Genomic DNA, 14,918 nt, shown 5'->3' on the forward strand with positions numbered 1-14,918 from the left:
CCACCTTCCCTCTTTCACTTATCGCTTTACAATATATATATCGCGAGCATCCTTCACTTTGATAGCTCCAGATAGCGCTAGAGATACTTTTGTTTCCTGAATGAAGTTTTCAATTACTTTTTCTACACCTTTTTGTCCGTCGATCGCTAGTCCATATACAAAAGGTCTTCCTAGTAATATTGCATCCGCTCCAAGTGCAAGTGCTTTGACAACATCTGATCCACGGCGAATCCCGCTATCAAGTAAGACAGGAATCTTTCCATCCACTACCTCAGTAATGCTCGGAAGGATATCAATACTAGAAACGGCTCCATCCAATTGACGGCCTCCATGGTTGGAGACGACAATACCATCCGCTCCACTTTCAATTGCTCGACGGGCATCTTCCGGATGTAAAATACCTTTTAATAGAATAGGAAGGTCGGTCCATTTCCTCAGTTCAGCAACATGTTTCCAGTTGAGCGTCGGATGGTAAATATTTTCTAGAATTCCTTGAACAACAGACTCTTTGTCGACGTTAGGTAACGTTGCTAAAAATACATCATCTGTTAGATAATTTCCTGTTCCATACCCTTCTCTTAACGGAGAAAAGTGATTTCGCATATCTTCTTCACGCCAACCAAACATAAACGTATCAATCGTTAAAACAATCGCTTGGTAACCTGCTTTTTCCGCACGTTTCACCATACTGTAAGATATGTTTTCATTATTCGACCAGTATAGTTGAAACCATTTTGGACTTGTCCCAGAAGCTTCGGTTACATCCTCAATGGAGTAACTGGAGGTGGTGCTTTGTATAAACGGAACATGATGTTTGGCAGCAGCTTTCGCAACGGCAATCTCCCCGTCCTCGTGGGTGATCTTCAACATACCAACCGGTGCTAATAAGAATGGATGCTGATATTTATGGCCAAACAATTCAATGCTCGTATCCACCTGAGATACATCCTTTAAATACTGCGGAACAATCGAGTAGTTTGCGAAAGAAGCTACGTTGTTTTTTAACGTTTCTTCTCCACCGGCTCCTGAGCGTGTAAAGCCGAAAGCCTCTTTTGACATCTTCTTTTTAGCTTCTGCTTCCAGTTCCTCTGGACCGAAAGGGAAGGAAGCACCTGATACAATATTTTCTAAGAATGAATCACTTGGTTTGGTTGTTGTCACGATTAATCACTCTTCCTTCAAAAAAATTGGTTTTCTTTTCTCCATGAAAGCTTGGATCCCTTCCAAATAATCATCCGAACTGTATGATTCTAGTATCATATTGGAAAGGGCTTCGGTTTCTGTATTTTCTCCATCGATAATTGCCTGTATGACTTGTTTAATACCAGAGTTGGCAACTGGAGATTTTGTAAGTATCCGTCTAGCAAACGCATCAACTTCATTCTCAATTTCTTCAGGTTCACAAACATAATCGATTAAACCGATTTTCTGTCCTTCTTCCGCCGAGATGAGTTTTGCCGTATAGAGCATTTCTTTCGTTTTAGACGGTCCAATTAAATTGTATAGTCGTTTCGTACTGGATAAGTTATAAACAATTCCAATGTTCGCAGAAGTAATTCCAACCTTACTGCCTGAAGTTGCGAATCTGAAATCACATGCATTCGCAAGTTCGAGGCCACCGCCAATTGCGAGTGTTTGGATCATCGCAATCGTCGGGCGAGGAAATCGATACAGCTTTTCAATTGCCCCGAGCGCAAAGTCGTTATATGCTTTAGCCTTTTCTGCGTGTAGACGAACTTCCAGAAATTCGGTGATATCTGCTCCCGCTGAGAAAGCTGTTTCGTCGACACCACGAACGATAAGCAGTTTTACCGAGTCATCCCTTTGAAGTTCATCGAGCAAATCCTCAAGTCGCTGAAACATCGCGAGCGAGAAACAATTCTTTTTTTCCGGACGGTTGATGATGATGGAGGCAATTGCACCATCCCTCTCAACATATAATTTATCTGTCATGTAGATCCTCCTGTTATTCCTTCTTCAATTTAGCTGCAATGCGATTTCCAAGAGATTGTATTCCTTGAACAAGGATAATTAGAATAAATACAGTTGCATACATGACATCCACTTCATATCGTAAATGTCCAAAACGGTAAGCAAGGTCTCCGAGTCCACCTGCTCCAACTAGACCGGCCATCGCGGTAGCACCAATCAAGCCAATCGTCGCAATCGTCAAACCTAAGATGATTCCTGGTCTTGCTTCACGGAGCATAACGTGCCAAATGATCTGCCTTGTTTTAATCCCCATTGCGCGGTACGCTTCGATAATGCCTTTGTCCACTTCCAACAACGAGGTTTCCATTAAACGAGCGATATAAGGAGCTGTATAGACGACAAGCGGCACGATAACTCCCTTGACTCCTATCGTTGTTCCAACCACCAGTTTCGTGAACGGTAAAATAAAGAATAATAGAATGATGAATGGAATCGAACGGACAATATTAATTAGTAGATTCAGGATTTGATAGACTACTTTATTTTCTAACGCTTCACCAGGTCTTGTCAGTACAATAAGTATCCCTAAAGGAATTCCGATTAAAATTGAGAAAAACAACGAGATACCTACCATTTGAAATGTTTCTACAACAGCTTGGCCAATAATTGGCAACCATTCTTGAATGAATTCTTCCATTTTATTCTCCCTCCACTTCTTCAGTTCGAACGCCTTGATCATTTAAGAATTGTAAGGAGGCGCTTATCTTATCTTGTTCACCAACAAGATGAACGACTAAGTTTCCAATAATGCCATTTTTTAATTCCATAATATTTGCCGTTAAAATATTCGGTACAACACCAAATTTTTGACTGACATGGGCAAGCAATGGTTGACCCGTGTTTTCACCGATAAATGTAAGTCTTGTTACCGTACCTTCGAGCTTCAATTGATCAACAAGGGAAGTTGATAATTTACGCTGAGATATTGTATCCAAGAATTTCTTTGTCGTTGGTCGATCTGGATTAGTGAATAGGTCGATACTAGATCCCTGTTCAATGATTTCTCCTTTTTCTAGCACGTATACATAATCACAGATTTTCTGAATGACGCTCATCTCATGTGTAATAAGTAAAATGGTAATACCCAACTCTTTGTTGATTTTTAATAGCAGATCCAAAATTGAGTTGGTCGTTTCAGGATCCAGTGCACTCGTCGCTTCGTCACTTAGCAGGACGTCTGGTTCTTGTGATAATGCTCTTGCGATTGCGACCCGTTGTTTTTGTCCACCAGATAATTGAGAGGGGTAGCTATGATGTTTGTCGGATAGTTCGACGATCTTTAAATATTTTTCAACCCGTTTTTCGACTTCTTGCTTATCATATCCAAGAAGCTTTAATGGAATAGCGACATTATCATAAACGGTTGCCGTTTTCATGAGATTGAAGTGTTGGAATATCATACCAACTTTTTGTCGGGTTTGACGTAGGTTTTCTGGTGACAGGGTAGTGAGATCTGTTCCATTGATGAGCACTTTTCCGCTATCCGGCTTTTCCAGTAGATTGATAAGGCGGATTAAAGTACTTTTCCCCGCTCCACTGTAACCAATTACACCATGTATTTCTCCTTTTTTAACATGGAGGTTTACGTTATTTACAGCAGTTACATTCCCATTTTTTGAGGGAAAGACTTTCTTGACGTTTTCTAATTTAATCATTTTAAGTTCATTCCTTTCTGAAAAAGAATGCTGCTTCCGAGCAACATTCTTTTTCCTATCCTTACTTCTTGATTATTCATCCCAACTTGGAATGATAGAACCTTGAAATTCTTCTTCAATAAATGTTTTCACTTTATCTGATTGATAGGCTTGGACGAATTTTTCAACGGTCGGGTCGTCCTCATTTTCAGCCCTTACAACGATGTAGTTCACATAAGGAGAATTCGTTGACTCGAGTAAAATCGAATCTTCTTTCGGGCTGATGCCGGCTTCTAATGCAAAGTTCGTATTGATGGCGGCCACATCGACTTCACTGAGCTGCTTTGGAATTTGCGCAGCATCCAACTCGATGAATTCAAGGTTTTTGGGATTATCCACCACATCATGGATGGAAGCCGTTTCTGCTTTACCTTCTTCCAGTGTAATGACTCCAGCTTCTTCTAAAATGAATAATGCACGTCCTCCATTTGTCGGATCGTTAGGTAGACCAAATTTTGCACCATCCGGCAGGTCCTCGATACTCTCATAAGTTTCTGAGTAAATCCCCATCGGGTTTAAGATTGTTTTACCAACTGGTACTAAATCTGTGCCATGGTCTTCGTTAAACTGGTCGAGGAAAGGTCCATGCTGATAACTGTTCAAATCCAAATCACCTTCAGATAAAGCCGTATTTGGCAGGACATAGTCGGAGAATACTTTCAATTCAACTTCAAGCCCAAATTCTTCAGCAGCAACCTCTGCAGCAACTTCCGCAATCTCTTCCTGAGGACCAGAAGTAACACCAACAACAATATTTTTCTCATCTATCGCAGCATCGCCAGTCTCCTCCTCACCACAAGCAACTAGCAAACTAGCAAGTAAAAGTACAATGAATACAGAACCTAACTTTCTCATTTTATTTCCTCCTCTGATTTTCATTTGATGGTATAAAAACAGCCTCTCTTTCAACGAAAGAAAGAGAGGCTCATTATGTAGAATTCCCCTCTTATCTTCCAAAACATAACGTTTTGCTGGATGTAGCACCTTTTTTTATGGTTGCCATAAAAAGGTTGCCGAGCTTCATCGGGCCAGGTCCCTCAGCTTCTCTTGATAAGAGATTAAATTATTAGATTGTATTAATATAATCTACATTATTATTTCGTTTCAGTCAACTATATTTCTGATAATTTTCGTCTTTAATGAAAATATTCAACTTTTCAATTCGTTGAACGGCTTCTTTCAGGCGCTCTTCATCCACGAGCAGGCCAATACGGACATAGCCTTCTCCAAATGAACCAAAGCCTTTTCCTGCAGCAACCGCAACATCTGCTTTTTCCAATAGAAAATCGGCGAATTCCTCGCTCGTAAAGCCTTTTGGAACAGGAAGCCAAGCAAAGAAGGAGCCTTGTGGAGCTTCAACGTCCCATCCAATCCGCTTACATTCTGCAATCAACGCATTTCTGCGCCCTTCATAAAGCTGAACCAATTCATCGACACAAGTTTGATCTTCTGTAAGAGCGACCGCCGCCGCATGCTGTATAGCTGGGAACATACTGACAAACAAGTGATCCTGCAATAGATTGATAGCTTCAATCATTTCAGCGTTGCCGACTGCAAATCCGATACGCCAGCCTGCCATATTATACGTCTTCGATAAAGTATACAGTTCGATTCCCGTATCTTTTGCTCCGTCTGCCTCAAGGAAGCTCACCGGCTTCTTCCCATCGAAACCAATTGCTCCATAAGCAAAGTCATGCACAATTCCAATCCCATGTTCTTTACCCAACTTCACTGTTTCTTCAAAAAATTCCTTTGAAGCAGTCGCACCAGTCGGGTTGTTGGGGTAATTCAAATAAAGGAGTTTCGCTTCTTCCAATTGTTCCGGGCTAAGCTTATCATAATCCGGTAAAAATCCATTTTCACGAACTAATGGCATGACATCAAAGCGGACGTCTGCGAGTCCTACGCCAGATAAGTAGTCAGGATAACCAGGATCAGGCAGCAACATTAATTCCCCTTCATTCATTAGCGCAAGCGGCAATTCCACTAACCCGATTTTCGTTCCAAACAAAATCGCCACTTCTGTCTCCGGGTCAATATCCACATTGTATTCCCGTTTATAAAAATCCGCCGCAGCTTGTTTGAGTTCAGCTGTTCCGCGGAATGGAGAGTATTTATGTGTTTGTGGATCTGCTGCAGATTGCTGTAATGCCTTCACAATGTGATCCGGTGTCGGCTGATCTGGGTTACCCTGCCCCAATTTGATGACATCTCTTCCTTCAGCCTCTGCTTTATTCACCTTTTCTACAAGAGTTGCAAAGAATTGGGTAGGCAAACTTTTTAAACGATTTGAAAATTCCATAGTAATAACCTTCTTTTCTCATTCAATTTAGTATTAATATAAATCTGGAACCCGACTAGCAAAAACAGGGACATTTTTTCTTACTTCTACTACTCTCTCTGGATTGAGGCTTCCCTTTATGGTTTCTTCTTTATTTTCAGAACCCTTTGCGACGACCTCTCCCCATGGATCAACGATTAACGAAGCTCCTGTATATTCAACACCATCTAACGTACCAACATTATTCGATGATACGACATACATCTGGTTTTCAATCGCTCGAGCAATTTGCAGACTAACCCAATGATTTGTTCGAGGCTTTGGCCACTCTGCAACGACAAATAAAACTTGCGCTCCATCCAGTGCCAGCTTCCGAGCCAACTCAGGAAAACGGAGGTCATAACAGATGATGACACCCATGCGGACCCCATCCAATTCAAATGTTTCCACCTTTTCTTCCCCGCCCGTCAGATATGCTGGTTCATTCAACATCGGGACAAGATGGATCTTATTATATTTATAAACAAGTTCACCGTTTCGGTTAAAAATAAGACTCGTGTTATAAATATTTCCATTCACCTTATTGGCAATCGAACCACCAACAATATTAATTTGATGTTTTTTGGCCAAATCACTCAGGTAAGATTGAGTCGGTTCTGAAGATTCATCAGCAGTTGCATCAAGCTGTTCAAGCACATACGATGTCGTCCACATTTCTGGTAAAACGATAATGTCCGGCGCATCCTCCTGCATTTGTGTTTCAACCCAACGACTAACCTTCTCACGGTTTTCCTCTGGAGAACCTGGGACGAGTTCCATTTGGTAGACTGCGATTTTCATATTGGTCAGCTCCTTTTGTTATGTAAGATTATTATGTTGTATTTAGAAATTTATTAAGGTTGAGCCTATTGAATTAAAATAATAACATAATTTTTGATAATTTACTGTATTGTAATCAAAATACCATTCATTAGATATATTTAAGTAGTCAAGTTAACGTTGTTTTTTGTTTAAGTTTAGGGATGTTTTGCTGAATAATATTGGAATTTCAAATACGATGAGAAAGCCAGAAATTAATTATTAAAAAACTGCGTATCAAAAGTAATAATTTTAAAAAAAGCCATGTGTGAAAGAAAAGCTCACCACACATGACTTTTTTATTATCTATCATCATCCATTTCTCATAATCTACCTAGTTACCCTCATACTCACTCAAAAGCTCTTTCACTTTCTCACTATCTGCTTCCAATGATAGCCCTGTATCAACTAATGGTGTTACTGTTGATACTGCATTCATTTTATTACCTTGATAGAAACTGATGATTTCTTCTTGGTTAACAGAATAAAGTACGGCCTGACGTAATGGCACACTTGAAGAAACCTCACGATTATCCATATTAAATGCTAGATAGGAGACTCCGTTACTTTCATTTTGTTGCAATGTAAGTTTGTCGTCTTCCTCGACGATATCATATTTCGTTTCAGGAACTCCGTTTAATATATGGATTTCCCCGTTACGCAAAGCTGAAAGTGCGCTATCTGGATCTTGGATAAACTTCACGATGACTTCGGAGATCTTCGGTTCTTTTTCTGTACCAGGCATGTAAGCTGGGTTTTTCACAAAATGTGCTTCATAATCGTTTTTATGCGTCATGATGTAAGGACCGCTTGCGTATAGCGTATTATCATAGCTGTTACCCTCGGTTACTGTTCTTTGGTCGCCATAGGCAATATCCGTATTCACATCGTAATCTTCTACATCATACGTATTGATGCTTTCCACTTGGTCTTTAGAAACGATTCCTGCTGATTGATGCGCTAAATAGTTTAGCACTTGTGGGAATGGATTTTCTGTAGTTACTTTAACAACTTGGTATACTCCAGAATCATTATCTGCTTGCGTCTTATCTGTTACCAATTCCGTAATTTCATTTTCAATTCCTTCTTCAAGCTTTTCACGTACTGTTCCACCGTCTGTAGCTGCTGTGTCTAATTCACTTAAATCGCTGACAATCGAGATTTCCTTCATACTTTCATGCAAGCTGTATGTGCGGTGATCCGGTACTGAATCTTTATCTTTAGCACGTTCTAATGAGAATACTACATCTTCCGCACCAACACGTTCGCCAGTATCAACTGCTTCCATGTCTTCTACCGCCGCAAAATTAATATCATCACGCAATAAGAAATAATAATCTTCGTTACCTTCTGCAATCGCATGGTTTAAAGATAAGGAACCGTCAGAAACTACTTGGTCATCATCCGTTAAATTCACTAAACGAACATACATATTCGTGTTTAACGTATTGATGGAACCATCATTTCCTTTAATTGGATCAAGTGAAGTCAACGCGCCGATCGCTTGTTGAAGAATTAAAGGTTCTGAATCACGTTTTGATTCATCAACAAAGTCATAATCCTCCCAGACTGCTGCTCTTGATTTCGGTAGACGGACCGTTGATTCATCAATGACTTCATGATTCACGGCCTGAGCTTTATAAGAAACATAAAGCGGCACGATATATGCTTGGTCGAAAACGACATGTTGTTCTAATTCTTTATAAGTCTCTGTGTACTCATCTTGTAATTGTGTGCTGGCTTTATTGACTAATTCGTCTGCTTTTTCATCCGCAAACAAGCTGTTATCACCATCAGATGTAAACAAGGAACGAACGGCATAGTCAGGGTTACCTGTTACTGTCGTCCAGCTGTTTAAAGCTAAATCATAGTTGCCCGCTTCTTTTTGGGATGTAAAGCTACCATAATCCGGTTGGATATTCAGTTCTACGTTAAAACCATTTTTAGTGAGTTGGTCACGTAGAATATTCAAATCATCTTCGCTAGTACTCATCCCTAAAATTTCAATTGTAGGAGCAGATGCTGTACCTGTTCCTTTGTCTTCTGCTGTCTCACTAGTTGAATCTGTAGAGGAATCGTCCTCTTTCACATCAGATTCTGTATTTAAACAGCCGGCTAATACTAAAGCAATGAACGCCATTAATAAAACTATTCGTTTTTTCAACTCTGTATACCCCCATTTTATTAACATAGTCTTAGACTAATGTTTATTCTCTTCATCAATCCATTTTTGGATCGAGCGAGTCTCTTAAACCATCCCCAAAGAAGTTAAAAGAAAGCACCAATAATATAATCGCTATACCTGGGAAGATCGCCAAATATGGATGAGTTTCAAGGTACTCGCTTCCAACTCTCAGGACATTCCCCCATTCAGGTACATGCGGTTCCACACCTAACCCCAGGAAACTTAAACTGCTCGTTGCAATAATTGCACCACCGATCGTAAAGGTAGCTTTGACGATCATCGGTGCCAGGGAATTAGGGACCACATGCTGAAAGAGAATTTTCCACTCTGATTCCCCAAGTGCTTTTGCCGCTTCGACATACTCCAAATTGGAGACCATCATCACATTGGCACGCATCGTACGTGCATAGGTTGGTATCGAACCGACACTTAATGCAATGATCAAATTTGTTGTGCTGGAACCAAACGCTGCGATAATCGCAATCGCGAGTAATATACCAGGAATTGCGTAAAGAACATCAAGAATACGCATGATGACATTGTCCAGCGACTTACTAAAGTAGCCGGCTACCGCACCCAATCCTCCACCTATGACGAATGGGATGATAGTGGTTACTACACCGACAATGAGTGAAATGCGTGCCCCGTAAATAATCCGGGAAAACACATCACGTCCAAAGTTATCTGTACCAAAAGGATGCATTAAACTAGGCTCCAAAAGCATCGCTTCATAGTTATTTTCAGAAGCAAAGGAATAGACGAACGTACCGATGCTGGCAACGGAAATAGCGAATGTAAAAATAACAAACAAGAGACCGAGCATGGCTGTAAAGTTTCTTGTAATCTTATTCCAAAGTTTATTCCATTTATCTACAGCTGATGCATCTCGATTCGTGGACTTGACCAACAAACTATATCCTAAGATGAAGCCAAATAGGTTACCAGTGACACCCCTTAGAAATAATGCAATACCAAGCCATTTCAGCTTATTATTCTTTTGATGCACTACATCGTTTCGATTAAAATACAGCACCAGAACGATATCCATAATCAGGAATAAGGTCAGGACCGTCATGGTCATCATGAACTTATCCGATACATAAGGTTTAAATACATTGAATAAAGACACACCGACAATTAGAAACTGTGCAATCAACATGAAATAGCTAAGCGTATATTCAATCGAAGGCTTACGTCGTAACATGCGAAAAGCAAAAGCAGTCGAAAAGACATTTCCAACTAGTATACTTGGCAATTGGATTGCACCAAGGATCCTGGACCGCTTTTGAATCGTTCCTTCTGTCAGTAAATCCCTTTTTATACAATAAGTAATAATACCTTGCAAGACAGATATTAAAAGATAAGCGAGACTAAAAATGCCCCAACCCATACTCCAAGTATCCTCTGAAAAATCATAAACATTGAATAAGAAAATAACCATTAATGCAATTGAAATAACAAAGGTGAATTGAGCCTGCTTATACTCCTCAGACTGTTTTAATGCAAATACTTGTTGTGTCGACACGTGATTCACCTCAATTATACGTTTTTCATTTGTGAACGAATCCTCGGATTTAGTAAAGCATATAAAATATCAACAAGTAAGTTCACCAGGGAGATAACGATGGCAATATAGACAACCCCTCCTAATACAGCAGGGATATCTGGGATAAATTGTTTATCGACGATATAACTCCCTATTCCACTAATATTAAACACTTTCTCCGTCACCGCGGCACCGCCAAGCATTCCGCCAAATTGGAGACCAACCAACGTAATGATGGGAATCATTGCGTTTCGTAACGCATGATTAACAAATATTGGCCCAGGCTTTAACCCTTTAGCTTTAGCTGTGATGATGTAATCTTCATTGATGACTTCGAGAATCGAAGAGCGTGTCATCCGGGCGATCGATGCTGTTAGTCCAGTCCCGAGGACAATGACGGGCATGATGATCGATAGCCAGTTACTTGGCGAATAGGTTGCTGGCAGTATCCCCCAATTGATGGAGAAGTTTAAAATAAAGATAAGCCCTTGCCAAAAGTTCGGAATCGACAAGCCGATTAAAGCAATGAACATGAGCGTATAATCCCAAAACGTATTCATTCTTGCTGCAGAAATCATCCCAATCGGTATAGCAATCACAATTGCCATCAACAGTGACCAAAGAGCGATGATCAATGTAATTGGGAATCTATTCGCAATGCTTGTCATGACATCTTCATTTCCTGTATACGAATATCCTAAATCAAATGATAGGATGCCTTTTACTGCATGCCATAACTGGACATGATATGGTTGATCCAAACCGTATTGGCGGTTGAACTCCTCACGTTGTTCCATTGTTGCTGCTTCCCCGAGGATATTTGCCGCCGGGTCCGTCGGTGAGAAATATAACATCGTGAATACAAAGATCGTCACAGAAACAATTACAAAAATGGTCATTACGATTCGTTCTGCTATGTATCGAATAAAAGGATTGGAATAAATAAGCAAGTAGAGATACATGAATATTCCCGGAATAAAACTCAAAACCAGGAATAACTTGTTTTGTAAGCAATCTTGAAAGAAACGGTGATAATTCATTTCTTCCATATTTTGATTAGCCAATTCAGCCTTTGCTAATTTCAATACCTGCTCATCACTGAGTTGCGTCGCCAACTGCTCCATTTCATCTTCAAGAATTGGTTCGTTGAAATATTCCTTTTTACTGCGGTATTGCTTTCTATACCGTTCCAAAAGTTCCTCATATTTTGGAGAGTGTCGTATCATTTGAATCTGTTTATGAAGTTGCTTTTGGTACGTTGTATGCCGGAAATTAATTTTATAATAAATCCAACTGACGATATGCACAGGTAATCCTAAGATAACCAACCAAATCGTTTGCATAGAACTTTCACTTATATGACGATAGCTTTTCTCCAGCTTTCCTCCAGTTGAGACCATCGATTTCGTTGTCTGGGATGGCAAAATCTCACCTCCACTCCTTAAGTTGATTAATCCTATGAATTTAGTATACTATGTAATAAAACAGTATAGAATCTATTGAGACGGAAGTCAATGAGAAGAAATTAGCATAATAGAAAAAGAGGATTTACAATGGAGAATCTTTTACAAGTAGATAATTTACACGTTTCCTTTATCTCAAATCAGGAAGTATTTGAAGCTGTAAAGGGAGTCAGCTTTGACATAAAAAAAGGCGAAACACTTGGGATTGTTGGCGAGTCCGGTTCAGGTAAAAGTGTAACCGCACGGTCGATTATGCGGTTACTACCATCTCCCCCTTCAATGATGACAGACGGGAGCATAGAATTTTCAGGAAAAATGATTTCCACTTTTAACGATAAACAAATGGAAGCCATTCGCGGGAAAGAGATTAGTATGATCTTCCAAGATCCGATGACTTCCCTGAATCCTACAATCAAAGTCGGGAAGCAAATCGACGAAATGTTGATGAAGCATCAGCAACTCAGTACCCAAGCTGCGAAAGAGAGAACAATTGAGATGTTGAAACTCGTCGGGATCAACAATGCAGCGGAACGATATAATCAATATCCGCATGAGTTCTCTGGAGGAATGAGGCAACGCGCCATGATTGCAATGGCCGTAGCTTGCCAACCTAAACTGCTCATCGCGGATGAACCGACAACCGCGCTGGATGTAACCATCCAAGCACAAATCCTCCGATTGATGAAAAAAATGCAAAAACAATTCGGGACATCCATTATTTTAATTACGCATGACTTAGGTGTTGTCGCAGGCATGTGTGACCGCGTAATTGTAATGAAAGAAGGGGAAATCGTCGAGAGAAATACAACCGAAAAAATATTCTCTTCGCCGCAGCATCCTTACACACAAAAATTATTGAATGCCTTGCCACGACTACATGAAAAGAAACAGCCAAAAAACGAATCCCTACTGCCTGAAGATATTAATCCCAATCAAGCCCTTGTGGAAGTGAAAGATTTAAAGAAAGAATTCCCCCTCAGGAACGGACAGACGTTAAAGGCAGTGAACTCGATTAGCTTTTCCATCCAACCGGGCGAAACGTTAGGACTTGTTGGCGAATCCGGATCTGGAAAATCAACGACAGGGAGATTATTGTTACAACTGCAGAAGGAAACAGATGGAGAAATATTATATAAAGGAATGGCAATCAACCGACTGAAGAAAAAGGAAGTAAAACAGATCCGTAAAGAAATCCAGATTATCTTCCAAGACCCCTACGCTTCACTTAATCCCAGAATGAAGGTAATGGATATTATCGGGCATTCATTAGATGTACATAAACTGTATAAAACAAAAGCTGAACGAAAAGCAAGAGTGGAAGAATTATTGGAGTTAGTTGGATTAGATAAAGCCCATGCGATGCGCTATCCGCATGAATTTTCCGGTGGACAGAGGCAACGAATCGGTATTGCTAGAGCGTTGGCTGTCAATCCTAAATTTATTGTTTGTGATGAACCACTATCTGCGCTTGATGTTTCCATCCAAGCACAGGTTGTAGAGCTACTAAAGGACTTACAAGAGAAACTTGGTCTGACTTATTTATTTATCGCTCATGACTTATCTATGGTCAAACATATCAGTGATCGAATCGCGGTAATGAATGCCGGGAAGCTCGTGGAACTTGCTGAGAGTGAGGAACTTTACAGCAATCCGATTCATCCTTATACGAAATCGTTATTATCAGCAGTTCCAATACCTGATCCGGCCATTGAATCGAAGAAATTAAAACAAGAAGCAGTAAAAGTACCAAAGTATGATGTAAACCACGGTGAATTTAAAGAGGTAAAACCAGGACATTGGGTGTTGGTTGAGGAATAATTAAAAGCATAAAGACTTCATTAAGCATTGGACTTAATGAAGTCTTTTTTATGAGTATGTTCAGTACTGTTAATCAAAAAAGTGAAGTGCAGCTACGTAACCCTTCCTATTATGACAAACCTTACTAATCCCCTTTCACATACACACTAAAGATCTCTTCTACCGCCTCATTATAACTTTTCCTTATGCCTTTTTTAGCTATTTCAGCTTTGGATACTTTTTTAAACGGGATGGAAACAGTGAAAGTTTCTTGGAAAGGAGATTTCTCACTGCCAATAGTATGCTTATCTATCCATTCTAAATGAAGTCTTTCGCCAAATTGTTCCTCTACGTGTTTTGGAAACGGAATCCCCTTTTTAAAAAAGTAATGAAATTCTTCCTGCCCTGCCCCGGGTTCGTTTAAGCAAAGAAATAATGAAAGGTTATCAGCGAATTGGAGCAGTTCAAAGTGGGAAGCTACTAGTTCATGATCTACTCTAAATTCTTCTTGAATTGATTTTTGTCTGTTTTCTTCATTTATAACAAACCGAGTGGCTTCAGGAGAAGGATCATGCGCAAGGAAGTTTGCATAATGTTTACTGCACAACAACCCTGCATAAGGATCTTCTTTTGCTACCTCATCAATTCCATGTTTATATAGAATGGTTTTTATCTGGTCCGGATAATCAATAAAACTATAAGGAATTTGTTTTTCATCATTCCATAAAGGTTCAGCATCAAAGCTGCTCCAACCGAAATCATGCATCTTTATCGCATAAAGCACCGAACGTTGCCAATCGTCATCCGGAAGAAATCCCTTCTTCAATTTCATCGTCATTTGTTCGGAAATGATGGCATGATCATGCTGGCGAATCATCAAAAAGTTTTCTTCCTGCTCTCGGATAATCATGGAATCCCTCCTCTATTCTTTATCTAATACCAATCATACCCCAAATTTAAAGAAATACATCTACCTCTTTCGGCAACAAGTTAGATATATCCCACTTCCAAACCACAGGAATAAAAATAATTTCCCCATACCCAAATAATTTGAAATTTATTTTTATTTTATCTTGAAATACTATTCACCCTAATGTAAGAT

The 14,918-nt window shown here is 39.9% G+C and carries 12 protein-coding genes and 1 riboswitch; of the genes, 1 reads left to right on the forward strand and 11 read right to left on the reverse strand.

The window, feature by feature from the left end; genetic code table 11:
- Positions 1–18: 18 nt before the first annotated feature.
- From ACFSBH_RS11070 to ACFSBH_RS11115, 10 genes are all read right to left on the reverse strand, one after another.
- Positions 19–1,161, reverse strand: coding sequence for an alpha-hydroxy-acid oxidizing protein (locus ACFSBH_RS11070; RefSeq protein ID WP_379597508.1), 1,143 nt, complete (start codon positions 1,159–1,161; stop codon positions 19–21).
- Positions 1,162–1,167: 6 nt separating this feature from the next.
- Positions 1,168–1,953, reverse strand: a complete 786-nt coding sequence (locus ACFSBH_RS11075; protein ID WP_379597510.1) for an enoyl-CoA hydratase/isomerase family protein — start codon at positions 1,951–1,953, stop codon at positions 1,168–1,170.
- A 13-nt stretch (positions 1,954–1,966) separates the two neighbouring features.
- Positions 1,967–2,629, reverse strand: a complete 663-nt coding sequence (locus ACFSBH_RS11080; protein WP_379597512.1) for a methionine ABC transporter permease — start codon at positions 2,627–2,629, stop codon at positions 1,967–1,969.
- A 1-nt stretch (position 2,630) separates the two neighbouring features.
- Positions 2,631–3,647, reverse strand: coding sequence for a methionine ABC transporter ATP-binding protein (locus ACFSBH_RS11085; protein WP_379597514.1), 1,017 nt, complete (start codon positions 3,645–3,647; stop codon positions 2,631–2,633).
- Between the two features lie 72 nt (positions 3,648–3,719).
- Positions 3,720–4,541, reverse strand: a complete 822-nt coding sequence (locus ACFSBH_RS11090) for a MetQ/NlpA family ABC transporter substrate-binding protein (protein ID WP_379597516.1) — start codon at positions 4,539–4,541, stop codon at positions 3,720–3,722.
- A gap of 88 nt (positions 4,542–4,629) precedes the next feature.
- Positions 4,630–4,743: riboswitch (SAM riboswitch) on the reverse strand.
- Between the two features lie 51 nt (positions 4,744–4,794).
- A complete protein-coding gene (locus ACFSBH_RS11095) occupies positions 4,795–5,988 on the reverse strand; it encodes a pyridoxal phosphate-dependent aminotransferase (RefSeq protein WP_379597518.1) in 1,194 nt (397 codons plus the stop codon).
- A 33-nt stretch (positions 5,989–6,021) separates the two neighbouring features.
- The gene (locus tag ACFSBH_RS11100) at positions 6,022–6,807 is read right to left on the reverse strand and encodes a carbon-nitrogen family hydrolase (protein WP_379597520.1); all 786 of its coding nucleotides are present in this window, start codon (positions 6,805–6,807) and stop codon (positions 6,022–6,024) included.
- 352 nt (positions 6,808–7,159) lie between these two features.
- Entirely contained in the window at positions 7,160–8,989 is a 1,830-nt protein-coding gene (locus ACFSBH_RS11105) for an ABC transporter substrate-binding protein (protein WP_379597522.1), read from the reverse strand.
- Between the two features lie 55 nt (positions 8,990–9,044).
- Positions 9,045–10,451 carry an ABC transporter permease gene (locus ACFSBH_RS11110; RefSeq protein ID WP_251514006.1) on the reverse strand — a complete coding sequence of 469 codons (1,407 nt, stop codon included), beginning with the start codon at positions 10,449–10,451 and terminating at the stop codon, positions 9,045–9,047.
- Between the two features lie 98 nt (positions 10,452–10,549).
- On the reverse strand, positions 10,550–11,980 hold the full coding sequence (locus tag ACFSBH_RS11115) for an ABC transporter permease (RefSeq protein ID WP_379597524.1): 1,431 nt from the start codon (positions 11,978–11,980) through the stop codon (positions 10,550–10,552).
- A 129-nt stretch (positions 11,981–12,109) separates the two neighbouring features.
- Between ACFSBH_RS11115 and ACFSBH_RS11120 the strand changes: the two genes are divergently transcribed.
- Complete coding sequence (locus ACFSBH_RS11120; RefSeq protein WP_379597526.1) at positions 12,110–13,837, forward strand: ABC transporter ATP-binding protein; 1,728 nt, start codon at positions 12,110–12,112, stop codon at positions 13,835–13,837.
- Positions 13,838–13,961: 124 nt separating this feature from the next.
- Here ACFSBH_RS11120 and ACFSBH_RS11125 read toward each other — a convergent pair whose 3' ends face one another.
- A complete protein-coding gene (locus ACFSBH_RS11125) occupies positions 13,962–14,726 on the reverse strand; it encodes a DUF3891 family protein (RefSeq protein ID WP_379597528.1) in 765 nt (254 codons plus the stop codon).
- Between the last annotated feature and the right edge of the window lie 192 nt (positions 14,727–14,918).

It is taken from the genome of Oceanobacillus luteolus (genome assembly GCF_042678205.1).
GTDB classification, from domain to species: Bacteria; Bacillota; Bacilli; order Bacillales; family Amphibacillaceae; genus Oceanobacillus; species Oceanobacillus luteolus.

What these genes read in the sequence shown, in the direction of transcription:
- ACFSBH_RS11075 (WP_379597510.1), bottom strand. Translation starts at nt 1,953, where the DNA reads ATGACAGATAAATTATATGTTGAGAGGGATGGTGCAATTGCCTCCATC.
- ACFSBH_RS11080 (WP_379597512.1), bottom strand. Translation starts at nt 2,629, where the DNA reads ATGGAAGAATTCATTCAAGAATGGTTGCCAATTATTGGCCAAGCTGTT.
- ACFSBH_RS11085 (WP_379597514.1), bottom strand. Translation starts at nt 3,647, where the DNA reads ATGATTAAATTAGAAAACGTCAAGAAAGTCTTTCCCTCAAAAAATGGG.
- ACFSBH_RS11090 (WP_379597516.1), bottom strand. Translation starts at nt 4,541, where the DNA reads ATGAGAAAGTTAGGTTCTGTATTCATTGTACTTTTACTTGCTAGTTTG.
- ACFSBH_RS11095 (WP_379597518.1), bottom strand. Translation starts at nt 5,988, where the DNA reads ATGGAATTTTCAAATCGTTTAAAAAGTTTGCCTACCCAATTCTTTGCA.
- ACFSBH_RS11100 (WP_379597520.1), bottom strand. Translation starts at nt 6,807, where the DNA reads ATGAAAATCGCAGTCTACCAAATGGAACTCGTCCCAGGTTCTCCAGAG.
- ACFSBH_RS11110 (WP_251514006.1), bottom strand. Translation starts at nt 10,451, where the DNA reads ATGGTTATTTTCTTATTCAATGTTTATGATTTTTCAGAGGATACTTGG.
- ACFSBH_RS11120 (WP_379597526.1), top strand. Translation starts at nt 12,110, where the DNA reads ATGGAGAATCTTTTACAAGTAGATAATTTACACGTTTCCTTTATCTCA.
- ACFSBH_RS11125 (WP_379597528.1), bottom strand. Translation starts at nt 14,726, where the DNA reads ATGATTATCCGAGAGCAGGAAGAAAACTTTTTGATGATTCGCCAGCAT.